Source organism: Nocardia sp. NPDC050413 (assembly GCF_040655475.1).
GTDB lineage: Bacteria > Actinomycetota > Actinomycetes > Mycobacteriales > Mycobacteriaceae > Nocardia > Nocardia coubleae.
The window spans coordinates 391076-413756 of the sequence record NZ_JBFAJZ010000003.1; the positions used below are offsets into that span (position 1 = coordinate 391076).

28 protein-coding genes are annotated in these 22681 nt (G+C 66.8%); 12 read left to right on the forward strand and 16 right to left on the reverse strand.

Annotation, left to right across the window (positions count from 1 at the left end; all coding sequences use genetic code 11):
• The first annotated feature begins 94 nt into the window (after nucleotides 1–94).
• A complete protein-coding gene (locus AB0I19_RS11520) occupies nucleotides 95–769 on the forward strand; it encodes a GNAT family N-acetyltransferase (RefSeq protein WP_357147733.1) in 675 nt (224 codons plus the stop codon).
• A gap of 114 nt (nucleotides 770–883) precedes the next feature.
• On the opposite strand, the gene AB0I19_RS11525 is transcribed toward AB0I19_RS11520, so the two are convergent.
• Entirely contained in the window at nucleotides 884–2158 is a 1275-nt protein-coding gene (locus AB0I19_RS11525; protein WP_357147736.1) for a SidA/IucD/PvdA family monooxygenase, read from the reverse strand.
• Nucleotides 2159–2263: 105 nt separating this feature from the next.
• Between AB0I19_RS11525 and AB0I19_RS11530 the strand changes: the two genes are divergently transcribed.
• Complete coding sequence (locus AB0I19_RS11530; protein ID WP_357147406.1) at nucleotides 2264–2971, forward strand: siderophore-interacting protein; 708 nt, start codon at nucleotides 2264–2266, stop codon at nucleotides 2969–2971.
• 63 nt (nucleotides 2972–3034) lie between these two features.
• Entirely contained in the window at nucleotides 3035–3454 is a 420-nt protein-coding gene (locus tag AB0I19_RS11535; protein WP_357147408.1) for a TIGR03667 family PPOX class F420-dependent oxidoreductase, read from the forward strand.
• Between the two features lie 50 nt (nucleotides 3455–3504).
• Here AB0I19_RS11535 and AB0I19_RS11540 read toward each other — a convergent pair whose 3' ends face one another.
• Complete coding sequence (locus AB0I19_RS11540) at nucleotides 3505–5241, reverse strand: ABC transporter ATP-binding protein (protein ID WP_357147411.1); 1737 nt, start codon at nucleotides 5239–5241, stop codon at nucleotides 3505–3507.
• Nucleotides 5238–7076, reverse strand: a complete 1839-nt coding sequence (locus AB0I19_RS11545) for an ABC transporter ATP-binding protein (RefSeq protein ID WP_357147414.1) — start codon at nucleotides 7074–7076, stop codon at nucleotides 5238–5240. The genes AB0I19_RS11540 and AB0I19_RS11545 overlap by 4 nt, the downstream gene beginning before the upstream one ends.
• A 180-nt stretch (nucleotides 7077–7256) precedes the next feature.
• Here AB0I19_RS11545 and AB0I19_RS11550 point away from each other — a divergent pair, with 180 nt between their 5' ends.
• The 6 genes from AB0I19_RS11550 to AB0I19_RS11575 all read left to right on the forward strand — a co-directional run bounded on the left by AB0I19_RS11550 (nucleotide 7257) and on the right by AB0I19_RS11575 (nucleotide 12999).
• Complete coding sequence (locus AB0I19_RS11550; protein ID WP_067491136.1) at nucleotides 7257–7448, forward strand: hypothetical protein; 192 nt, start codon at nucleotides 7257–7259, stop codon at nucleotides 7446–7448.
• 35 nt (nucleotides 7449–7483) lie between these two features.
• Nucleotides 7484–8062: a putative glycolipid-binding domain-containing protein gene (locus AB0I19_RS11555; RefSeq protein WP_357147416.1), complete on the forward strand. Its 579-nt coding sequence runs from the start codon at nucleotides 7484–7486 to the stop codon at nucleotides 8060–8062.
• Between the two features lie 49 nt (nucleotides 8063–8111).
• Nucleotides 8112–9053 carry an RluA family pseudouridine synthase gene (locus AB0I19_RS11560; protein ID WP_357147419.1) on the forward strand — a complete coding sequence of 314 codons (942 nt, stop codon included), beginning with the start codon at nucleotides 8112–8114 and terminating at the stop codon, nucleotides 9051–9053.
• Between the two features lie 46 nt (nucleotides 9054–9099).
• Nucleotides 9100–9828: a CPBP family intramembrane glutamic endopeptidase gene (locus AB0I19_RS11565; RefSeq protein ID WP_357147422.1), complete on the forward strand. Its 729-nt coding sequence runs from the start codon at nucleotides 9100–9102 to the stop codon at nucleotides 9826–9828.
• Nucleotides 9829–9838: 10 nt separating this feature from the next.
• Nucleotides 9839–10675: an SDR family oxidoreductase gene (locus AB0I19_RS11570; RefSeq protein ID WP_357147424.1), complete on the forward strand. Its 837-nt coding sequence runs from the start codon at nucleotides 9839–9841 to the stop codon at nucleotides 10673–10675.
• Nucleotides 10676–10797: 122 nt separating this feature from the next.
• Complete coding sequence (locus AB0I19_RS11575; protein WP_357147427.1) at nucleotides 10798–12999, forward strand: hypothetical protein; 2202 nt, start codon at nucleotides 10798–10800, stop codon at nucleotides 12997–12999.
• Nucleotide 13000: 1 nt separating this feature from the next.
• Here the strand turns inward: AB0I19_RS11575 and AB0I19_RS11580 are convergent, their stop codons facing one another.
• The 13 genes from AB0I19_RS11580 to rpsJ form a co-directional block, all read right to left on the reverse strand.
• Nucleotides 13001–13378 carry a type II toxin-antitoxin system death-on-curing family toxin gene (locus tag AB0I19_RS11580; RefSeq protein ID WP_357147430.1) on the reverse strand — a complete coding sequence of 126 codons (378 nt, stop codon included), beginning with the start codon at nucleotides 13376–13378 and terminating at the stop codon, nucleotides 13001–13003.
• A complete protein-coding gene (locus AB0I19_RS11585; protein WP_357147433.1) occupies nucleotides 13375–13569 on the reverse strand; it encodes a ribbon-helix-helix protein, CopG family in 195 nt (64 codons plus the stop codon). Before AB0I19_RS11585 ends, AB0I19_RS11580 begins: the two co-directional genes overlap by 4 nt.
• A gap of 786 nt (nucleotides 13570–14355) precedes the next feature.
• Nucleotides 14356–14625 (reverse strand): 30S ribosomal protein S17, encoded by a 270-nt coding sequence (gene rpsQ, locus AB0I19_RS11590; protein WP_067491145.1) that lies wholly within the window; start codon nucleotides 14623–14625, stop codon nucleotides 14356–14358.
• Nucleotides 14622–14861 carry a 50S ribosomal protein L29 gene (rpmC, locus tag AB0I19_RS11595; RefSeq protein WP_019045024.1) on the reverse strand — a complete coding sequence of 80 codons (240 nt, stop codon included), beginning with the start codon at nucleotides 14859–14861 and terminating at the stop codon, nucleotides 14622–14624. The genes rpsQ and rpmC overlap by 4 nt, the downstream gene beginning before the upstream one ends.
• Complete coding sequence (gene rplP, locus AB0I19_RS11600; RefSeq protein WP_067491147.1) at nucleotides 14861–15277, reverse strand: 50S ribosomal protein L16; 417 nt, start codon at nucleotides 15275–15277, stop codon at nucleotides 14861–14863. Before rplP ends, rpmC begins: the two co-directional genes overlap by 1 nt.
• Before the next feature lie 3 nt (nucleotides 15278–15280).
• On the reverse strand, nucleotides 15281–16078 hold the full coding sequence (gene rpsC / locus AB0I19_RS11605; protein WP_067491148.1) for a 30S ribosomal protein S3: 798 nt from the start codon (nucleotides 16076–16078) through the stop codon (nucleotides 15281–15283).
• Complete coding sequence (gene rplV, locus AB0I19_RS11610; RefSeq protein WP_067491149.1) at nucleotides 16079–16492, reverse strand: 50S ribosomal protein L22; 414 nt, start codon at nucleotides 16490–16492, stop codon at nucleotides 16079–16081.
• Nucleotides 16489–16770 carry a 30S ribosomal protein S19 gene (gene rpsS, locus AB0I19_RS11615; protein WP_067491151.1) on the reverse strand — a complete coding sequence of 94 codons (282 nt, stop codon included), beginning with the start codon at nucleotides 16768–16770 and terminating at the stop codon, nucleotides 16489–16491. Before rpsS ends, rplV begins: the two co-directional genes overlap by 4 nt.
• A 15-nt stretch (nucleotides 16771–16785) precedes the next feature.
• Nucleotides 16786–17622 (reverse strand): 50S ribosomal protein L2, encoded by an 837-nt coding sequence (rplB, locus tag AB0I19_RS11620; protein WP_067491152.1) that lies wholly within the window; start codon nucleotides 17620–17622, stop codon nucleotides 16786–16788.
• Nucleotides 17623–17655: 33 nt separating this feature from the next.
• Complete coding sequence (gene rplW / locus AB0I19_RS11625; RefSeq protein WP_019045018.1) at nucleotides 17656–17961, reverse strand: 50S ribosomal protein L23; 306 nt, start codon at nucleotides 17959–17961, stop codon at nucleotides 17656–17658.
• On the reverse strand, nucleotides 17958–18632 hold the full coding sequence (gene rplD / locus AB0I19_RS11630) for a 50S ribosomal protein L4 (RefSeq protein WP_067491153.1): 675 nt from the start codon (nucleotides 18630–18632) through the stop codon (nucleotides 17958–17960). The genes rplW and rplD overlap by 4 nt, the downstream gene beginning before the upstream one ends.
• Nucleotides 18629–19294 (reverse strand): 50S ribosomal protein L3, encoded by a 666-nt coding sequence (rplC, locus tag AB0I19_RS11635; RefSeq protein WP_067491154.1) that lies wholly within the window; start codon nucleotides 19292–19294, stop codon nucleotides 18629–18631. Before rplC ends, rplD begins: the two co-directional genes overlap by 4 nt.
• Before the next feature lie 14 nt (nucleotides 19295–19308).
• Nucleotides 19309–19614: a 30S ribosomal protein S10 gene (gene rpsJ / locus AB0I19_RS11640; RefSeq protein WP_003938093.1), complete on the reverse strand. Its 306-nt coding sequence runs from the start codon at nucleotides 19612–19614 to the stop codon at nucleotides 19309–19311.
• Between the two features lie 449 nt (nucleotides 19615–20063).
• Between rpsJ and AB0I19_RS11645 the strand changes: the two genes are divergently transcribed.
• The 3 genes from AB0I19_RS11645 to AB0I19_RS11655 are packed head-to-tail and all read left to right on the forward strand — an operon-like array spanning nucleotide 20064 to nucleotide 22681.
• Nucleotides 20064–20540, forward strand: coding sequence for a hotdog fold domain-containing protein (locus AB0I19_RS11645; RefSeq protein ID WP_067641056.1), 477 nt, complete (start codon nucleotides 20064–20066; stop codon nucleotides 20538–20540).
• 49 nt (nucleotides 20541–20589) lie between these two features.
• A complete protein-coding gene (locus AB0I19_RS11650) occupies nucleotides 20590–21462 on the forward strand; it encodes an ATP-binding cassette domain-containing protein (RefSeq protein ID WP_357147437.1) in 873 nt (290 codons plus the stop codon).
• A gap of 52 nt (nucleotides 21463–21514) precedes the next feature.
• Nucleotides 21515–22681: an ABC transporter permease gene (locus AB0I19_RS11655; RefSeq protein ID WP_357147439.1), complete on the forward strand. Its 1167-nt coding sequence runs from the start codon at nucleotides 21515–21517 to the stop codon at nucleotides 22679–22681.

The window sequence follows — 22681 nt, forward strand, 5'->3', positions numbered from 1 at the left end:
GATCGGTCGGGCAACAGTAGCATCAACCCATTAGTATAGGCTAGCCTTACCAATTGAGGTGACCAAGGTAACGATGGAATGGAGCACCCAGCAGATGAACCCCGCCGGGACCCCCACCGCGCTACCCCGCGAGCAGACAGACCTGCCCGCCGACGTAGCCGCCACCCCCGCGCCGAACCTGCCGGTGTTCGAGGCGCCCTTCGCTCTGCGGATGGCCGATCCCGACGGTACCGACCCCGACATGCTCGAAGAGTGGATGGCCCGCCCGCACCTGCTCGAGTCCTGGGAACAGGACTGGGACGCCGCGCGCCGTCGCGAGAACCTTCGCACTCAGCTGGCCGGAACCTATTCGCGCCCGTGCATTCTCAGCCTCGACTTCGCGGTGATCGGCCAGCCCGAGAAGGGCATGGTCGACGTCGCCTACATCGAGTTCTACCGGGCCGCCAAGGACGAGATCGGCAAGCTCTACGACGCCGACCCCGGTGACGTCGGCGTCCATATCGCCACCGCCGAGACCGCGGTGATGGGCAAGGGCATCATGACCGCCTGGTTCTCGCTCGTGCCCGCGGCCGTGTTCGCGGCCAACCCCGACTGCCGGCGCATGATGGGCGATCCCGATCATCGGAACAAGGCCATCGAGCGCACCCTCGACAAGGCGAGCTGGCAGCGAATCGGCGAGTACGACGTGCGCCCGGACCGCCGCATCTTCCTCTACGCGGTTCCCCGCACCCCGGCCGACCTGCCTGTTCCCGCCTCCCCGCGAATTTAGGCCAGGCGCGGCGCGATTCGCGTTGGCGGCCAGACGAGATCGAGGGCCACGGTCGCCCGTTCCCGGTGAGTTACCCATGTTCTCGCGAGATCAGTGGGTAACTCACCGCACGGGTCAGCGTGAGACCGCTTGCGCTGCGGAAACGTGGCTGCGCGCCGGGACCGTGCGCAGCACTCGGTCGGACAGCTCACCGAGGCAGCTGAGATTGGGGAAGCCGGGACCCTGCGCCATCGCGGCCATGTTCGGCAGATACAGCTTGCTCGCCAGCCCGTTCACGGCCAGGTCGTAGCCGATCGACGATTCGACGCGGTTCTGTGTGAGCGGGCCGCCCACCGCCAGTTCCAGCTGATCGGCGGTCTGCTGATCGAACATCTCGAGGAACCACAGCGGCTGGCCACCGGTCGCGTCGACGACGAGGTCGAAGTTGTGCACCTGATCGGCGCGCAGCTCGTTGGTCAGCGTGAGCGCGAGCGAATCACCGGCAGGCACCACCTTGGTGACCCGGCCCTGCAGGTGGTGGACCCGGCTGTCGCCGAGCAGGCTTTCCTGCACACGCACCGAGAACACACCGCGATCGGTACGCCGGATCACGTCGCGACGCTCCTGGATGCTCAGCGCGTTCCACTTCACCGGATCGCTGAACAGCGAGTTCTCGAAATAGCTTTCACCACGGGTGTAGATGGTCGCCATGGGCGAGATCACCGAGATGGTGAGCATTTCGTGGCGCACGAGTTCGTCGAGCGCCGAGCCTGCGGTCTCGCCGCCGCCGATCACCGCGGCCCGCGAGGCGGCGGGCAGACCGCGCTTGCCCGCCAGATCCCAGAACGTCGCGATGCTGAGCACGCGCGGGTGTTCGGCCAGCGCGCGGCTGCTGCGGCCGGGGCCGGTGATCATCAGGCCGTCGGCGCTCAGCTCGGTGGCCGCGCCGTCGGCGTCGACGACCCGCACCTGCCAGCGGTCGTCGTGGCGGATCTGCTCGACGCGCCCGATCACCAGCTCGAGGTCGATCGACTTGGCCACCCACTGCAGGTATTTCGCCCACACGTGGTGCTGCGGGCTCGGCCTGCCACGGTCGATCCACTCGGCGTAGGTGCCGTGCTCGATGAGGAACGAGGTCCAGCTGTAGGCCGACATGGCCCGATCGATCTCGCGATTGCGACCGCGGGCCCAGGTGGAGTGGTACGGGAACCCGATGTCCTTCTCGGGACTGGTGCCGAGCCGGTGCTGCCCGTCGGTCCAGCCACCGGTGGGCAACCAGTTCCCGCCCACCGCGTGAGCCTCGACGACGACCACGCGTGGCGCGGGCAGGCCGAGTGAGCGCAGGACATGCGATTTGGCCGCTACCGCAAGGGCTTTCGGCCCCGCACCGACCACAAGCAGGGTTTGCACCGGTTCGTTCTCCACTCTCTCAAGCACGGCCCATGGTTGCATAGGCTTACCTTATTTCTCCACCGGGGGCAGACAAGTAAGTGTCGTTAGGCTAACCTAACGTTCATGGGTAAGGGATTCAACGGCCTGATGGTCAAGGCTTGGGGTGGCTCGGACTACCGCCTCACGGTGACTGCCAACGAGCAGATCACGGACAAATTCGTGCGGATCAGTTTCACCGCGGGCGGGCTGCTGGCCGACAACCCGGTGCACCCCACGCAGTGGATCCGCCTGTGGATTCCCGACGAGCACAGCGACAAACTGCACCACCGCGGCTACACCCTGGTGAACCAGAACCCGGCCGAGGACACCGTCTGCATCGACTTCGCGCTGCACGACGGACCCGCCGCCAACTGGGCCCGCCGCGCCAAGCCCGGCGACCCCCTCGACGCCAGCGTCCTCGGCTCCGACTTCCAACTGCCCGAGCAGACCCCGAGCGAATACGTCGTCTTCGGCGACACCGCCTCGCTCCCGGCTATCAACTCGCTACTGGACGCCATCGGCGACACCCCCGCGCGAGTATGGCTGGAATGGCAGTACGAATCCGACACGACGATCCCCGTGCACAACAAGCCGCACCACACGGTCACCTGGGTGCAGCGCATCGACGACGGCCGCCTGCTGCGCGAAGCCGCGAGCGAAATGACCTGCCCCGCAGACGCGTTCGCCTGGGTCGCCTGCGACGGCCACACCACCCGCTCGATCGTGAAGACCCTCAAGACCCACCACGCTCTGCCCAAGACCGCCATCAAGTACCAGGCGTACTGGAAGTGAGGACCCGGCGCCCCGACGGGCGCCGGTCCTAGACTGGGGATCTCCTACTCCGAGGAGGTCCCCATGTCCGTTCTCGACGTCAGTACCCCGCTCGGCGCGACGGTCGCCGGACGACTGGCCGACGAGCACGTCGTCTGGCTCACCACCATCGGTGCCGACGGCACCCCGCAGCCGAACCCCGTGTGGTTCCTGTGGCGCGAGGACACTTTCCTGATCTACACGATGCCGAAGGCCAAGCGGCTGCAACACCTGGCGCGCAATCCGCGGGCCTCGCTGAATTTCAACAGCAGCCCGAGCGGTGGCGAGGTGGCCGTGTTCACCGGCTCGGCCCGAGTCGGTGAACCGGTGAGCGACGACGCCCTCGCCGAATTCGCGAGCAAATACACCAAGGGCTTCGTCGACATCGAGATGACGCGTGACGAGTTCTTCGCCGCCTACTCCGTCCCGATCCACATCACCCCGGATCACCTGCGCGGCTTCTGATCCCGACAGCGACGGGCGCGACGGAACACCCGTCGCGCCCGTCGTCGTTCTCAGGCGGGTACCGGCTCCAGCCGCCAGCCCGACGCCCGCTCCCGCTCGTTCCAGAACGCGGCGTACCGGCCGTCGAGCGCGAGCAGCTCTGCGTGGGTGCCCTGTTCGACGATGCGACCGCCGTCGAGGAACAGGATCTGGTCGGCGTGGGCGATGGTCGCCAAGCGGTGCGCGACCACGAGAACGGTCTTGTCCCTTGCCAGTTCGTGGATGCCGCGCACCACTACGGCCTCGCTGTGCGGGTCGAGCGCGCTCGTCGCCTCGTCGAGCAGCACGATCGGGGCATCCTTGAGCAAGGCGCGGGCGATCGACACCCGCTGACGCTCACCGCCCGAGAGCGACGCACCGCCCTCGCCGACCATGGTGTCGAAGCCGTCGGGCAGCCGGTCGACGATCTCGTCGACCCGTGCGGCGCGGGCGGCGCGCAGCACCTCTTCCTCGCTCGCGTCGGGCTTGCCGATGCGGATGTTGTCGGCCACCGAGCGGTTGAACAGGTAGACGTTCTGGAAGACCAGGGCGAGCTGATCGAGCAGTGTGTTCGAAGGCTGTTCGCGCACATCGTGTTCGCCCACCGAGACAGCGCCGGAATCCACGTCGTAGAAGCGGGCGGCCAGGCGAAGCAGGGTGGTCTTGCCCGCGCCGCTCGGCCCGACGATGGCGGTGGTCGTGCCCGCCGGGACGGTGAAGGTCAGGTCGCTGAGCACGGGTTCGCCGGGGCGGTAGCCGAAGCTCACCTTGTCGAAGACGACGGCGGGCGCACCGGGTGTGACCGGCTCGGTCGGCATCGGCAGGGTCGGCTCGGCCAGCAGTTCGGTGATGCGGTCGGCGGCCGAGGCGGCCGACCGCAGCGCGGCGCCGAGCTGGGCGGCCTGGTTCACCGGTTCGATGAACCGCGAACTCACCGCGATCAGGGCGATGGCGGCGGCCGCCGAGATGGCGCCGTCGGTCACCTGAACCACCGCGAGGTAGGCGAGCACGAGGAATACCGCCTGCACGAACAGGGCGAACACGATCAGGCCGGGCACCGTGGCCACCATCATCTTCAGCACCGCGCCACGCTGGCGGACCAGCGCCGCCTCCAGCGCCTTGTTGCCGGTGCCGACCGCGCCGAACGCACGGAGCACCGGCTGGGCCTGCGCGAATTCGACCACCCGCGAATCGGCTTCGGCCGCCGCCTCGTGCAGCCGTGCGTCGGCACCGATGTAGGCGCGGTTGGCGACCGCGTTGACCAGGTACAGCACCGGCGCGGCCAGCAGCATCGCGACACCGATGCGCCAATCGATTAACAACATGCCGAGCGCGACGACCACCGGAACGATCACACCGGTGAGCACCTTGGTGAGCAGATAGGCGATCAGGCCCTGCATCTCGCGCACCTGCTCGACCATCACCCGCGAGAGCGGGCCTGCCTCACGGCCTTCGAACCAGCCGAGCGGCAGTTCGTTGAGCTTGTCGCCGAGGCGGGTCTGCAGCCCTCGCTGCATACCAAGGCCGATGCGCAGACCGATGACGGCCTGCAGGTACCCGAACACAACCACGCCCACCACGGCCGCGGTCATGCCGAGTGCCCACGTCCACGCGCCGGACAGGTCGTCGCCGAACAGGGCCTCGAGCAGTGGAACGAGCAGCAGGTACGCGATGGCCTGGCACACGGCCTGCAGCACGATGGCGGCCAGCAGACGCGGAACGAGCGGGGCGAACTCGTCGGGGACGAGGCGGAAAACCTTGCGGATCATCGTGTTTCCTCCACCAGGGCGAGCGTGCCGAGCGCGGCCTCGTTGATGTCCCACAGGCGCTGATACAGCCCGCCCGTGGAGCGCAGTTCGTCGTGGGTGCCCTGTTCGACGAGAGTTCCGTTGTCCAGCACCAGAATCCGGTCGACACCGGTGATGGTGTGCAGGCGGTGCGCGATGACGAGCACGGTGCGGCCCGCCACCAGCGCGGCGAGCGCGTCCTGCACGGCGGCCTCCGACTCCGGGTCGGCGAAGGCGGTCGCCTCGTCGAGGACGAGGACGGGGGTGTCGGCCAAGAGCGCACGGGCGATCGAAAGACGTTGTGCCTCACCGCCGGACAAGGTGGCGTCGTCACCGATCTCGGAGTCGTATCCGCGCGGCAATGCGACGATGCGGTCGTGGATCTGGGCGGCGCGGGCGGCCCGTTCGATGGCCGCGTCGTCGGCGCCGGGGCGAGCGAGCAGCAGATTCTCGCGGATCGAACCGCGGATCAGGCGGACGTCCTGGAACACGAAACCGACCGTGCGATACAGCGCTTCGCTGCTGAACTCGCGGATATCGCGTCCGTCGATGGTGATCCGTCCGGCACCGACGTCGTAGAAACGCGGCAGCAGTTTGGCGAGGGTGGATTTGCCCGAACCGCTCGGGCCGACCAGCGCGGTGATGGTGCCCGGCGTCAGTTCCAGATCGATGCCGCGCAACACGTTGTGCCCTGTGCGGTAACCGAATTCGACACCTTCGAAGCGGACCACGCCGCGCTCGACCGGCACGTCACCGGTCGACTCGGCGATCTCGAGTTCCGGCGTCCGGCGCAGTTCGTGCAACCGCAGCGCTGCGGCGCCACCGGCCCGCAACGCCTGCGACCCGTAACCGAGACCGAGCAGCGAACTGCCGATACCGAGCCCGACCAGCAGGAACGGCAGCAGGTCGAGCGGCTCGACCCAGCCCGCGCCGACGAACGCCAGCCCGGCGAGCACGACGACGAGCATCACGAACACCGGCGTGACGACGATGTCGGAGGCCGACTGCACCCGGATGATCGGCATCTTCATCCGGTGCGCGGCATTCACCTGACCGTCGACGGCGGCCTGGAACTCGCTGTGCGCCTTGCCCGCCTGACCGAACGCACGAACCACCTGGATGCCGTCGACGAACTCGATGGTGGCCTCGGCCGTGCGCCGCTCCCACCGGGTGTAGACGGCGAGCCGGTCGCGACCGTCACGGTCCATGATCCGGCCGAACAGCACGAAATAGGCGATCAGCGGGATCAGCAGCACAAGGGTGAGCCGCCAGTCGACGGTGAACAGGTACCCGAGGGTGACCAGCGGAACCACCAGCGCGCCGACGAACTCGAGCCGCGCGTGCGCGACCAGGTAGTGCAGTGCCTCCACATCGTCGCGCAGATAGGTCTTCACCTCGCCGGAGCTGCGCTCGCCGAACCAGCCGAGCGGCACCCGGGTGAGTTTGGCCGCGAGCAGACGGCGCAAGGTGAGCTGGTAACCGGCGTCGGCCGCGTGCGACCAGGTGAGCGCGACGGCCTGCAGCAGCGCCCGCAGGACGAGCACCGCGACGGCCGCGCCGAACAGCCACCACACCCGGTCGGTGTCGATCGGGCTGGTGAGCAGTTCGCGGCACGCCTCGACGATCAACACGAACGGCACGACGCTGCACACCGAAGCCACCGCGACGATCAGGCTCGCCGCCGTGAGCATGCCCGCCACCGGGGCCAGGATGTCCTTGCGCGCCTGCGCTTCTCGTTGCTTCTGCGCTTTCGCGGCCGCCTTGGACGGCCGGTTGCCCGACTCCACCCCCGGCGGCGGCGCTACCTGCACCGTCATACGTTCTGCCCTCTCGACCTGTCCACAGCAAGCTCTGCCGATGTAGGTTAGCCTAAGTTGAGTGGTTGTGGCCGGGTGGGGAAGGTTGCGTGAACTGCCCGTCAACCCCGGCGATATCGCACCGAATCGGGCGTAATTTGCTCCTACCTTGTTATCCATCGACGCGGTGGGAGTACGAAAATGTTTGTCACGTCAATTATTTCGGCAATTGCGGACTGCCGGACCGACCCCGGGAATATGACACCCGAACAAGCGCATCGGGCCATGCAGATACACCTCGAATGCAGCGTCGACCTGTGCCGGGTGCGGCGGCGTGCGCGCCAGATTCTCGTCGAGGCGAAATTGATGGTTCTGGATCAACGTGCCGGCTGAGGATTGATACCCGAATTTCGGGGCATGCCCCCTTCGTGTTCACTCACCTGCCCCCATCGGCCGCCTGGATACAGCACCAGGCGCGAACCGGTTTCGAAGTGACGTATTTCCGCGACGGTGATCGTGGCGTGCTCGTCGAAGGGTGCGCCACCGGAACCGAGGACGGCGCCGTCTGGGTGATCGACTACCGGCTGCGGCTCGACGGCAGCTGGCATACCCGTTCGGCGTTGATCACCGGACGCTATCCCGACGGCAGGCGCACGCTCACCGTGCAATCCGACGGGCTCGGACGCTGGCAGGTCGACGGCGCAACCGCACCCGAACTGGACGGGTGCCTCGACGTCGACCTCGAGGCATCGGTATTCACCAACTCGCTCCCGGTGCGCAGGCTGGCACTCGACATCGGCGACTCGGCCGACGCACCCGCGGTCTACATCCGCGCCGCCGACCTGAAGACGGTGCGACTGCCGCAGCACTACCGCCGGGCCACCGACGGCGACGATGGTCCACGGTTCGACTACACCTCGTCGGATTTCGACTACCGCGCCACCCTGTCCTACGACGATGCGGGGTTGATCCTCGACTACCCGGGTCTGGCCCGACGCACGGTCTGAACCGGGGGCCCGTGGCGGGGCCGGGTCGTCCGGCGGCGAGACTGTCGGTATGCGACGCAGGCAGCAGCCGCCGCTGCCCAAGCGGCACGGCCTCGACCCGGCCCGGCTCCGGCTCCCGGAGGACGGGCACTGGGCGACCGTGCGCGACCACCTCGTCGAGCGGTTGCCGCGAGTGGATCCGGCGCGCATCGACGAGATGCTGCGCGCGGGCGAGATCGTCGACCTGGACGGGCCGCTCGCGCCCGACGCGCCGTACGTCGCGGGCGGTGCGGTCTGGTTTCATCGTGACCTGCCCGTGGAGCAGGAGGTGCCGTTCGAGATCGGCATCGTGCACCGCGACGACGACATCCTCGTCGTCGACAAACCGCACTTTCTCGCGACCATTCCGCGCGGTCAGCACATCCTGCAGACCGCGCTGGTTCGGTTGCGGCGCGAACTCGACCTGCCCGACCTGATCCCGGCGCACCGCCTCGACCGGGTGACCGCCGGACTGATCCTGTTCGTGGTGAATCCGGCCGTGCGCGGGGCATATCAGACGATGTTCGGGCACCGGACCGTGCGCAAGGAATACGAGGCGATCGCGCCCTACGATCCCGCGTTGGAGCTGCCGAGGGTCGTGCGCAGCCGGATCATCAAGGAAAAGCATGTGCTCGCCGCGCAGGAAGTGCCCGGAGTGCCCAATGCCGAGACCCACGTGGAGCTCGTCGAGCATCGCGACGGGCTCGGCCGGTACCGCTTGCGGCCACATACCGGGCGCACCCATCAACTCCGGCTGCATATGAACAGCCTCGGCGTGCCGATCCTCGGCGACGATTTCTATCCGGTCGTCACCGACAAATCCGTCGACGACTACACGCGGCCACTGCAATTACTGGCGGCCACCCTCGAATTCACCGACCCGATCAGTCGCGTGCCCCGGCGATTCGAATCGCGGCGAACTCTGCAGGCGTGGCACGATTTGCCCGGTTGGTCCGGATCGGCTGTCGAGTAGCTCACGGACCGTTTCCCTTCTGTAATAATTCCGTACACTCGACCGGGTGCCCGTCTCCGCCGATCCCCGACCCGGACTGCACGCCTATATCGATATCGCCGTCGTGGTGGTTGTGCTCGCCGGAACCAATCTGATCGCACACTTCACCACCGCCTGGGCCAATATCGTCACCGTGCCCGTCGCGGCCTTCCTGCTGCTCGCCCTGATGCGCAAACGCGGGCTCGGCTGGACCGAACTCGGGCTGTCACCCAGGCATTGGCGCCGCGGCACCGTCTACGCGCTCGGCGCGGTGGGGATCGTGCTCACCGCCGTCGCGATCGGGGCATTGCTGCCGATCACCAGGCCCTTCTTCCTCGCCGACCGGTACGCGACGATCTCCGGCGCACTGATCGCATCGATGATCGTCATCCCGCTGCAGACCGTGATCCCCGAGGAACTCGCCTTCCGCGGGGTCCTGCACGGCACCCTCGACCGGGTGCTCGGTGTACGCGGCCTGTTCGCGGCGGGCTCGCTGCTCTTCGGCCTCTGGCACATCGCCTCCTCCCTCGGCCTCACCGCGAGCAATACCGGCCTGTCCGGCATCGTCGGCGGTGGCCTCGCGGGCCAGGTCATCGGCATCACCCTCGCGGTCGCCGCCACCGCCGCCGCGGGCGTGGTCTTCACCTGGCTCCGCCGCCGCAGCGGCAGCCTCCTCGCCCCCATCGCCCTGCACTGGTCCCTCAACGGAGCAGGCGCCCTCGCCGCAGCCCTCGTCTGGCACACCGCACTGGCCTAGCATCGGTCCGGTGAAACGTGCGCTTGTCGGATTGGTAGTCGCGGTGACCGGTGGGGCGGCCGGGATCGGGCGGGAGATCGCCCGGGAACTCGGGGCCGCGGGGGCCTTGGTGTGTATCGGGGACCTGTCCGGCGATGCGGCGCGGGCGGCGGCGGCCGAGTTGCCGGGGACCGTGCACGGGTGCGAGCTCGATGTGACCTCGGAGCGGTCGTTCCACGACTTCCTCGCCGTCACCGAGGCGCTGCTCGGGCCGGTCGACGTGCTGGTCAACAATGCCGGGGTGATGTGGGTCGGGGCGTTCGACGACGAACCCGACAGTGCTACCGCGCGGATGCTCGCGGTGAATCTGCACGGGGTGATCCGGGGTGTGCGGCTGGCGGCGCCCGCCATGCGCGCACGGGGGCGGGGACATATCGTCACCATCGCCTCGGTGGCATCGAAGGTGTCACCCGCCGGGGAGGCGACCTACGCGGCGACCAAACACGGTGTGCTCGGGTACCTGACGGGGGTGCGGGAGGAACTGCGCGGCAGCGGTGTGCGGTTGAGCGCGATCATGCCGGGGGTCGTCGACACCGAACTCGCGAAGGGCACGTCCACCGGGGCGGCGCCGCTGTTGCAGCCCGTCGATGTGGCGCGGGCCGTTGTCGAGGTGATCCAGCGGCCACGCTTCGAGGTGACGGTGCCGGGGTCGCTCGGGCCGATGCTGCGATGGGCTGGAGTGCTTCCCCAGTGGGCCCGAGATCTGATACTGCGGCGGACTGTTCCCAATCAGCTTGCGGCCGTTAGTGGTTCGTCCGCACGAGCCACGTACGAAAAGCGTTTACTCGACGGCGATTCCGGGGCCTGAGAGCTTTCTCCGCTCCAATTCCACACCATGATCGTTGACCCGGGAACGGTCGGCGTTTACGCTCTCTGCAATCACACATATGTTCGATAGTCCATATGTTCGAGTGACGCGGAAGGCGCGAGATGTCCGACGATCGGTCGATCGACCCTGCCGATACCGAGATCACGGCCCTCGCCAAGCAGGTCGCCACCGCCAGGGGCAAGCTGCCGCTACAGCACGACACGGCACTCTACGACGCCCTCTCGGAAGCGGAGATCCGCGCCGAACGCGAACTCGCCGAATGGATCCGGGCCCAGCGCCGTAAACAGCGGCGTCGCGCTGTCGCTGACGAACTCGCCGCCGACAAACGTGACCGTCGCACCGGCGCTTTGATCCGGCGTACCGACGAAGCCGACGCCCGCTGGCACCGCAAAGCCCTGGCCGCACGGCGCCGCGTATCGAGTGCCGACGCGCGGCTCGCGCAGCTCTACCGGCGCGCCGAATGGTCCTCGCGCGCGCTGATCGGTGTGGTGCTGCTCGGCATGGTGTGGGCCGGGGTGAATGTGCAGCACAACCTCGTGCCGAGCGGGGACATGAGCGACCCGCTGTACTGGCTCAGTTTCGGCATCGAGGCGATGATCTCCATCCCGATCATCGTCATCATGATCGCCGCGACCACCGCCGCCCGCTGGGGGCGTGAACTCGAACGCGGCAAGGTCATCGTGTTCGAACTCGCCCTCCTCGGCACCACCGTCGCCCTCAACGCCGGGCCCCATCTTGCCTCCGGTGCGTGGGGGCGGGCGGCCGAGTTCTCCATCGCGCCGGTGATGGTCGGTGTCGTGATCTGGTTGCACGCCTGGGTTTCGGCGCGGTACGCGATGTTGATCGAGGGCGCCTCGGTCGAGCTGCCGGGGAGCTACTCCCCCTCCGAGCGGGTGGATTCTGCTGTGGCTCAGCCGGACCCGCTGTCGACGATCGGCAATGGCGCACGCTTGTCCGCCGTCGACACCGCGACGCTCACCGAAGCGGTCTCCGACGAGGTCGGGCCCGTAGATGATTCCGTCCGTGCCGAGTCGGTCGCGACGGTTGTCGGCGAGGATTCCGTCCGTGCTGAGCCGGTCGCGATGGTCGTCGGCGAGGATTCCGTCCGCGAGGTCCGCGCCCAACACGGTGTCGACGTCTCCCTCGATACTCGGGCCGCCGACAGCGCACGGGTCGACCACCATGCCCTGCAGGCCGACCGCGCCACACACAGCAATGAGGCCGTGCAGGTCGATAACGCCGAGCTCGACAACGCCGGTCTGGACAACGAAGCCGCTATCGATGGCGACATCGCACGCGGCGGCAATACCGGGCACGACGCCGCACCCGATATCGAAGCGCCGCGTAGCGACGAGGACGATCCGATCGCCGGATCCGACGACGCCGCGCCGGGCGAGCGCCCGAACCCCAAGCGCCCGCACATCACCCGCCGCCCTGCTACCGAAAAGTCGACCGCCCCCGGCACTCTCGAACTCATCCACCGGGCCGCCGCCGACCACCGCCGCAACGGCCACAGCGACACCAATGGCGCCACCCCCTCGTTGCGGCGAATACCCGTCACCGCCGCCGCCCAGCCCACTCCCGGCGAAGCGACCGGCACCGACCCCGTTCCCGAGGCGACGGCGCACGCCGGCACCGTCGCCCGTGACCACAACGGCGACACGGCTGCCCCCACTCCGGTGGTAGCGCAACACAATTCACCGGCCCCCGCCGACGAGCCCGAACAGCTCACCCTCGCCACGGAACCCGCCGAGCAACTGCTGCTCGAGACCGAACCCGCCCGGGTAACCAAGCCAGTCGCGTCGCCCACCGCAGTCACCGAGCCCGTCGCACCGGTCACTGAGGTCACCGAGACCGTCGCACCGGCCACCCCGTCTACCCGCAAATCCGAGTCGATCGCACGGGTCGAACCGTCGGCCCGAACATCTGAGCCGGTCGCACCGACCGAGACGTCCGCCGAAGACCCCGAACCCACTGCGCCGGTCGCACTGCCAACTGACACCTCGAATGCCGACGAACCGCTCACCGCGCAGGAATCCGCCCCAGAGGACGACCTCCTCGAAGACCACCCTGTCGACGAGTTCGACTACGACGACACCGAGGTCCGCGCCCTCGCCCGCCGCATCGCCACCCACAGCCCCCTGCGCCTGACCCTCGAACAAATCGAGGAAATCCTCGAACTCACCGACCAATCCTGGTCAGCCCGCAGCATCGGCGCCGAAGTGGGCGTCCCCGGCAAAACCGTCACCAACGTCGTCGAATTCGCCCGAAAGATCCGCCACCCCTACGCCTTCACCGGCTGAGTTACCCGATCCCGTCGGACCACGACTCCAAGCTCTGCGCTATCTCGGCAACCTCGGCATCGCCGGTCGCGATACGGTTCATCAACTCCTCCTGCTCGTCGGGGAGGGGACGAACACGGTATCCGTTCAATCGGAGCATCGCGACAGATGCGACGAACGCAGTGCGTTTGTTGCCGTCGATCAGCGCGTGATTCCGGGCGATCGAATGCAGCAGAGCCGCTGCCTTGAGGAACAGCCCGGGATAGGCTTCCTGGCCGAAGACAGTCGCCTTCGGACGCTCGACAGCACCTGCCAGCAGGCCGATATCGCGAACCGCGTGCGGCGTCTTGTTCACCGCACGGGCAATGGCAACGACCTCAGCGAGATCGAGGTAGATCACGCAAGCCGTCGCATCAGCTCGGCGTGCTCGTCCATGATCGAGTCGATCAAGGACCCGAATGCCTCTGCTTGCCGTGTCACATACATGTGAATGGCCTCTTGAGCCAGATCCTGTTTGCTCCGTCCCAGGCGTTCGGCCAACTCGGTCAACCGCCGGTCGTCGTCCCCATTGAGACGCAGTGTCATCGCCATGATCCGATGGTATCAGCCAGGTATCACTCGACCCATGCCGACGACAAAAGTCCGCCTCCCAGAGGGAAACGGGCCTTCGTGGCAATGATCTCGATGGATCGAGGAGGGATGCTCGCGCACAGCGCGGATAGTATCGTCAGCTATCTGCATTAGCTCGGCGACTACGCCGCGCGCGTACCCGTGCTGGACCGTTGGCGTACCGAGACCGGACCTTCCAGGATTATCGCTCTCCCACACGCAATGCGCGAGAAGGGCGTTTCCAGCAGGAATCTTCGGACTTGGCGATCCATCGTGTCCCAGCAACTGGGCGTCCATTGCCTTCTTGTGCGGCAATCGGTGCGCAACAGCGTCGCGCGCGCTCCTTGCGCCCGACAAAGCCCGCCAGATCGCACCGCGATTCGCATCGTCCCACAATGCGCCGTCAGCTCGCAACCAGTCGCGGGGCTCCTTGCCAAACCATGTGTCGGACAAAAGTACTCGCCACTCGGAGGAGACACTAAACCCGAGCCGTTCATCGAGCTCGAGCCGAAACGGCTCGGCAGATTCTGGTTTTGGCCAGCCCGCTATGTCGAACGACCCCCAACCGGCTCTCCTCACGTTCCAGCCGGACTCCAAACTGGCAGCGACCAGGTCCGACGCCATCCGCTCCCAAGTCGCCACTGCAGTGGCAACAATAGATATCGACCAGCCAGCAAAGGCACGGCCGCCGATTGGCAACGACGAAGGCCCGCTTCCCAGAGGGAAACGGGCCTTCGTGCAACGATCTCGATGGATCGAGGAGGGACCTTACTTGGCCTTCTCCAGGACCTCGACCAGACGCCAGCGCTTGGTGGCCGACAGCGGACGGGTCTCCATCAGCTGAACGCGGTCGCCGACGCCGGCGATCTCGTTCTCGTCATGCGCCTTCACCTTGGAGGTGGTGCGAATGATCTTGCCGTAGAGCGGGTGCCGGTGACGGTCTTCCAGCTCGACGACGATCGTCTTGTTCATCTTGTCCGAGACGACGTAGCCGCTACGAACCTTGCGGCTGCCGCGCTCTTCCTTCTTCTCGCTCATGCCGCATCTCCCTTGCCCGCGGGCGCCGTGGCCAGGCCGAGCTCGCGCTCACGCATGACCGTGTAAATGCGCGCGATCTCGTGGCGGACGACGCGCAGACGACGGTTGTTGTCGAGCTGACCCGTCGCCATCTGGAAGCGCAGGTTGAACAGCTCTTCCTTCGACTCGCGCAGTTTGGCCACGAGCTCTTCTTCGTTGAGCTCGCGGAGCTCTGCGGCCGGTGTTCCGGTAGCCATCAGAACTGCTCCTCCCTGGTCACGATCCTGCACTTCATGGGGAGCTTGTGCATCGCGCGGCGCAGGGCCTCGCGAGCGGTCTCCTCGTTGGGGTAAGACATCTCGAACATGACCCGACCGGGCTTCACGTTCGCGACCCACCACTCCGGCGAACCCTTACCGGAACCCATGCGGGTCTCGGCAGGCTTCTTGGTGAGCGGGCGGTCGGGGTAGATGTTGATCCAGATCTTGCCGCCACGCTTGATGTGGCGGGTCATCGCGATACGCGCCGACTCGATCTGACGGTTGGTGACGTAGGCAGGCTCGAGAGCCTGGATGCCGTAGTCACCGAACGCCACCGCGGTGCCGCCCTTGGACATGCCGGAGCGGCTGGGGTGGTGCTGCTTGCGGTGCTTGACCCTACGGGGCATCAGCATGCGTCAGCCCTCCTTGTTCTCTGCCGGAGCCTCCGCCACTGCGGTGGCGGCGCGACCGACCTCGGTGCTGGTCGCGGTGGTGCCAGTGGCGCCGGACCGACGGGGGCGGCTCGGACGCTCGCGACGCTGGCGATCCGGAGCAGCGGCAGCGGCAGCGGTCACCTCACGACGACCACCGACGATGTCACCCTTGTAGATCCAGACCTTCACGCCGATGCGACCGAAGGTGGTCTTGGCCTCGTAAAGGCCGTAGTCGATGTCCGCGCGCAGCGTGTGCAGCGGGACGCGACCTTCACGGTAGAACTCCGAGCGCGACATTTCGGCGCCACCGAGGCGGCCCGAGCACTGCACACGGATGCCCTTGACGTTCGGCGAACGCATGGCCGACTGGATGGCCTTACGCATCGCACGACGGAACGCCACACGGTTGGACAGCTGCTCGGCAACACCCTGAGCAACCAGCTGCGCATCCGACTCGGGGTTCTTGACCTCGAGGATGTTCAGCTGAACCTGCTTCTTGGTGAGCTTCTCCAGCTCGGCGCGGATGCGATCGGCCTCCGCGCCACGGCGACCGATCACGATGCCGGGACGCGCGGTGTGGATATCCACACGGACGCGATCACGGGTGCGCTCGATCTCGACCTTCGAGATACCGGCCCGCTCCATGCCAGTGGCGAGGAGCTTGCGGATCTGAACGTCTTCCTTCACGTATTCCGCGTACTGCTTGTCCGCGTACCAACGCGACTTCCAGTCGGTGGTGATACCGAGGCGGAAGCCATGGGGGTTGATTTTCTGTCCCATTTACTTTGCCCCTCCCTTCCGGCGGCTACGAGTGGCAGCGCCGGCAGTGGGCACGCTCTCGACCTCGATGGTGATGTGGCTCGTGCGCTTGCGAATCCGGAACGCGCGGCCCTGGGCCCGCGGCTGGAAACGCTTCATGGTGGCACCCTCGTCGACGAAAGCAGTCGAGATGACCAGGGTGGCCGGGTTGAGGCCGAGGTTGTTCTCGGCGTTCGCCGCAGCCGAAGCCACGACCTTGGCCACCGGCTCGCTGGCGGCCTGCGGGGCGAACCGCAGGATGGCCAGCGCGTCCTCGACACGCTTGCCGCGGACCATGTCCACGACGCGACGCGCCTTCATCGGGGTGACCCGCACATGCTTAGCGGTAGCGCGGGCAGTCGGGTTCTGAACCGTTTCGGTGTTGGTTTCAGTCATCGCCGCTTGCTCTTCCGGTCGTCCTTGACGTGGCTCTTGAACGTCCTGGTCGGCGCGAACTCACCGAGCTTGTGGCCGACCATGTTGTCCGAGACGAACACCGGGACGTGCTTGCGACCGTCGTGGACGGCGAAAGTGTGACCGATGAAATCGGGGATGATGGTCGAGCGACGCGACCAGGTCTTGATGACCTGCTTGGTGCCTTTTTCGTTCTGGACGTCCACCTTCTTCAGGAGGTGGTCGTCGACGAACGGGCCCTTCTTGAGGCTGCGTGGCATTTCTTACCTCCTCCTTTAGCGCTTCTTGCCGGTCTTGCGACGGCGGACGATGAGCTTGTCGCTCGGGCGGTTGGGCTTGCGGGTACGGCCCTCAGGCTGGCCCCACGGGGAGACCGGGTGGCGACCACCGGAGGTCTTACCCTCACCACCACCGTGCGGGTGGTCGACCGGGTTCATGACGACACCACGGACGGTAGGACGACGGCCCTTCCAGCGCATACGGCCGGCCTTGCCCCAGTTGATGTTCGACTGCTCGGCGTTGCCGACCTCGCCGACGGTGGCGCGGCAGCGCACGTCGACACGGCGGATTTCACCCGACGGCATACGAAGGGTCGCGTACGGCCCTTCCTTGCCGAGCAGCTGAATGCTCATGCCTGCGGCACGGGCCATCTTGGCGCCGCCGCCCGGACGCAGCTCCACGTTGTGGATCGTGGTACCGGTCGGGATGTTGCGCAGCGGCAGGTTGTTACCCGGCTTGATGTCGGCCGTGGGGCCGGACTCGATCGGGCTGCCCTGCTTGATGCCCTTCGGCGCGATGATGTAGCGCTTCTCGCCGTCGGCGAAGTGCAGCAGTGCGATGTTGGCGGTGCGGTTGGGGTCGTACTCGATGTGCGCGACCTTGGCCGGGATGCCGTCCTTGTCCAGTCGACGGAAGTCGATGACACGGTAGGCACGCTTGTGACCGCCACCGCGGTGACGCGTGGTGATGCGACCGTGCGCGTTACGACCACCGGACTTGGTGAGCGGGCGCAGCAGCGACTTCTCCGGCGTCGACCGGGTGATCTCGGCGAAGTCCGAGACACTCGAGCCACGACGGCCCGGTGTAGTCGGCTTGTATTTACGGATTGCCATGAGTTCTTCTCTGCTTTCTGGATCGCCAGCCGCTTACGCGACCGGTCCTCCGAAGATCTCGATGGGCTTGCTGTCGGCCGAGATGGTCACGAGCGCGCGCTTGGTGTCCTTGCGCTTGCCGTAACCGAAGCGGGTCCGCTTGCGCTTGCCCTGACGGTTGGCGGTGTTGACGCTGGTGACCTTGACGCCGAAAACCTTCTCGACGGCGATCTTGATCTGCGTCTTGTTCGAATCCGGGTGCACCAGGAAGGTGTAGGTACCTTCCTCGATCAGTCCGTAGGACTTCTCCGAGATGACCGGTGCGAGCAGGATGTCGCGGGGGTCGGCGATGGTGCTCACTTGCTCTCCTCCTGGGCCGCCTCGGCGGGACCGTGAACGAACGCGTTCAGGGCCTCGACGCTGAACACCAGTTCGTCGCTGTTGAGGACGTCGTAGGTGTTGAGCTGATCCGGGGCGATCGGCAGCACGTTCTGCAGGTTCGCCACGCTCTTCCACGCGGCGACGTCCTCGCGACCGACGACGACGAGGAACTTCTTGCGGTCCGACAGCTCGGACAGGAAGCTCTTCGCGGCCTTGGTCGACGGGGTCTGACCCGAGACCAGTTCGGTGATCACGTGGATGCGCTCGTTGCGGGCCCGGTCGGACAGGGCACCGCGCAGGGCGGCGGCCTTCATCTTCTTGGGGGTCCGCTGGCTGTAGTCGCGCGGCTGCGGGCCGTGGACGGTGCCACCGCCGGCGAACTGCGGCGCACGGGTCGAACCCTGGCGGGCGCGGCCGGTGCCCTTCTGGCGGTAAGGCTTCTTGCCACCACCGGAGACCTGGCCACGAGTCTTCGTGGCGTGGGTGCCCTGGCGAGCGGCGGCCAGCTGCGCGATGACGACCTGGTGCATCAGCGCGACGTTGGCGGTCACGTCGAAGATCTCCGCGGGGAGGTCGACGGTGCCTTCGGTCTTGCCGCCTGCAGCCTTAACGGTCAGCGTCAGGTTGGCCTTCTTCTCGAGGCTGGTCATGCGTGCGCACCACCCTTCACGGCGCTCTTGACGATCACGACGTTGCCCTTGCGGCCGGGGATGGCACCCTTGACCAGGAGCAGGCCGTTCTCGGCGTCGACCTTGTGAACCGACAGGTTCTGCGTGGTCACGCGGTCGTTACCCATACGGCCCGACATGCGCATGCCCTTGAACACGCGGCCGGGAGTGGCACAGCCACCGATGGAACCCGGGCGGCGGTGCACAGCCTGCGCACCGTGCGAGGCGCCCTGGCCCTTGAAGCCGTGACGCTTCATGGTGCCTGCGAAGCCCTTGCCCTTGCTGATTCCGGTCACGTCGACGTAGGTGCCCTCTTCGAAGACGTCGGCGGAAAGCTCCTGGCCGACCTCGAAGGTGGAGGCATCCGCGACGCGGATCTCGGTGACGTGGCGGCGCGGGGTGACACCGGCCTTGGCGAACTGGCCGGAAACCGGCTTGTTCACCTTGCGCGGGTCGATGGCGCCGAAAGCGATCTGGACGGCCGAGTAGCCGTCGCGCTCCACGGTGCGGATCTGGGTGACCACGTTCGGGCCCGCCTTGATGACGGTGACCGGGACGACGCGGTTCTTCTCGTCGAAGACCTGGGTCATGCCGAGCTTGGTGCCCAGGATGCCGGCTGCGGGCCGGTTCTTGTTGTCAGTCATATCTCGAGTCCCCGTCACTGAATGTTGACGTCGACGCTGGCCGGCAGGTCGATGCGCATGAGCGCGTCGACCGTCTTCGGCGTCGGGTCGAGGATGTCGATGAGGCGCTTGTGTGTACGCATCTCGAAGTGTTCGCGCGAGTCCTTGTACTTGTGCGGCGAACGGATGACGCAGTACACGTTCTTCTCGGTGGGCAACGGCACAGGCCCGACCACACGGGCGCCGGTGCGGGTCACCGTCTCCACGATCTTGCGCGCAGACGCATCGATCGCCTCGTGGTCATAGGCCTTGAGCCTGATGCGGATCTTTTGTCCCGCCACGCTAAGTGTCCTTTTCTCCGCTTTCCTTCGTGGTCACAGGAGCAAGCTCCCGCACCACCCTCATTTGCACAGCCCGAACACACGTGAGGTTTCGAGATCGCCACCGGGCACCGCCCAGTCCTCGCCGCTGTTCATCTGTCATGGTTCTCCGGTCCACGCGGTCGGGCGTGTCGCCCTTTTTGCTACAACGTGGTCCCGAACGTATCCACACCGGCGAACCGGTGGGATACACAACTGCTGCCTGCCCTGCTCGACCCGTCGGCCCCGAAGGGCGACGATCCTGCGCAAGGCAACCCGAACAGTATGCACCATGCCGACAAAGCTCTTCAAATCGGGGGGCATGAGGCATCGGTCACTGATCGGACTGTGCTCGACCATGGTAGCTGGCGGGTCACCGGCGCTGGTCAGGTGGGCTTCCCGCTTATCTTACTTTTGAGTAAGATACGGGGATGGCACAGGAAACCGCGACGTACCGCGGCTGGAAGAAGCTGCCCGACAACCGCATCGGGCACGCGCTGTTCTCACTCGGGATGGTGGCCCGGGTCCCCTACTTCGGCACGGTGCTGCCGCAAGTGGTGCGGCTCGAGCCCGGGCTGTGCGAGGTGACCTCGCCGAAATGGTTCGGCATCCACAATCATCTCGGCACCTTCCACGCCATCGCCGCGTGCAATCTGGCCGAGGTGGCGATGGGCATGCTGAGCGAGGCGACGGTGCCGACCACCCATCGCTGGATCCCCAAGGGCATGAATGTGCAGTACCTGGCGAAGGCCGAGTCGGGGTTGCGCGCGGTCGCGAAGCTGGCCGAGATCCCCGATTTCGCGGCGATCACCGAAGGGCGCGAGCTGACGGTGCCGGTGTCGATCTTCGACAAGGACGGCGTCGAGGTGGTGCGCGCCGAGATCACCACCTGGGTCACGCCCCGGTAATCCGTTGGGCCGGTACGGTTGTGATCACGGCTACAGACGGGGAGGTTCGATGCTGGAAGTCGCGCATGTGGTCCGCCGGTTCGGCGACAAGGTCGCGGTCGACGACGTGTCGTTCACGGTGGCGCCGGGGGTGCTCACCGGGTTCGTCGGTGGGAACGGGGCGGGCAAGACCACGACCATGCGGATGATCATGGGCGTGCTCGCCGTGCAGGCCGGCGAGGTGCGCTGGGACGGGCGACCGGTCACGGCGCTGGATCGCCGCTCCTTCGGGTACATGCCGGAGGAACGCGGGCTCTACCCCAAACAACCGGTGCTCGATCAGCTCGTCTACCTCGCACGCTTGCGTGCTGTGCCCGCCGAGGAGGCCAAGACCCGTGCGCTCGGCCTGCTCGACCGGTTCGGTTTGGCCGACCGGGCCAAGGACAAGCTCGAGTCGCTGTCGCTCGGCAATCAGCAGCGGGTGCAGATCGCGGCCGCGGTGATCGCGGAGCCGTCGGCGCTGATTCTCGACGAACCGTTCTCCGGGCTGGACCCGCTGGCCGTCGACTCGATGGTCGAGTTGTTGCGGGAGTACGCGGCGAAGGGTGTGCCCGTGCTGTTCTCTTCGCATCAGCTCGATCTGGTCGAGCGGTTGTGCGACCGGCTCGTCATTCTGTCCTCGGGGCGGGTGGTCGGGCAGGGCTCGGTCGACGAGCTTCGCTCCGCCGGCGGGTTGCGATATCGGCTCGTCGTCGACGGTGACGCGGAGTGGTTACGGTCCCATCCCGGGATTCGATCCGCTGAAATAGACGGTGGGCGTGCGGTTTTCGAGGCGTCGGAGACCGACGCCATTTTGAAAGAGGCGTTGTCGCGCGGATCGGTGCGTGAGTTCACCGAGGTCAGGCCGACCGTTGCCGAGATCTACCGGGAGGTGACGGCGTGAGGCGGCTGGAGTCAGCGGATCGCGTGATCGCCGCGTGCCGAGGAGGTGCGGCGTGAACGGGGTGTGGCGGATCGTTTCGGCTCGCGAGATCGTGGTGAAGCTGCGGGATCGCAATTTCGTGATCTCGACAGTGGTGACCATCGTGGCGATCATCGCCTCGGTCGCCGTGAGCGGGTTTCTCGGCAGCAGGCCCGAACGGGTCGACATCGTCGCCACCGGGAGCGGCGCGGGCGAAGTGCTGAGCCTGGCCAACGAGCTGGCGGCCCGGTCGGGCACCGACCTCAGCTTCCGCGGGTACCAGGTGACCGACCGAGCCGAGGTCGAGCAGAGCGTTCGCGACGATGGCGTGGAGGCCGGTCTCGTTCCCACGCCCGACGGGTGGGAACTCATCGGCTATTCCGCCGAGAACGACGACGCGACCACCTACATCACCGCCGCCGCACAGCAACTGGCCTTGCAGCGCAATGCCGCCGATTTCGGGGCAACCATGGACGACCTCACCCGTGGCGCGCAGGTGAGCTACACGTTGCTGGACAAGAGCGCGATCGATCCTGGCCTGGCCAAGATCGTGGCGTTGGTCTTCGCCTTCCTCTTCTATCTCGCGTCGATTCTGTTCGGGATGTCGATCGCGCAGAGTGTGGTCGAGGAGAAGCAGAACCGGATCGTGGAGATCCTGGCGAGCGCGATTCCGTTGCGGCAGTTGCTGATCGGCAAGGTGGTCGGCAATGCGGTGCTGGCCTTCGGGCAGCTCGTGCTGTTCGTCGGCGCCGGGCTGGGCGGGTTGGTGTTCCTCGGCAAGGCCGATCAGCTGGGTCCGATCGCCGGTGCCGCGGGCTGGTTCATCGTGTTCTTCGTCGTCGGCTTCCTGGCCCTGGCCAGCCTGTGGGCGGTGGCAGGCTCGTTGTCGACGCGCAGCGAGGACCTGCAGTCCACCGCCACTCCCCTGTCGATGCTGATCATGATCGTGCTGTTCGCGGGCATCTTCCTCACCGGAACCGGCCGCGTCGTCGCTTCCTACCTCCCGATCACCTCGATCATCGCCATGCCGAGCCGCCTGGCCGAGGGCACGGCGGCCTGGTGGGAACCCCTCATCGCCCTGGCGCTGATGGTCGCCGCCACCTACGCCGTCGTCATCGTGGCCGAAAAGATCTACCGCCGCTCCCTCATGCAAACCCAGGGCCGCCTCACCATCCGCCAGGCCCTCGCCCTCGAGGACTGA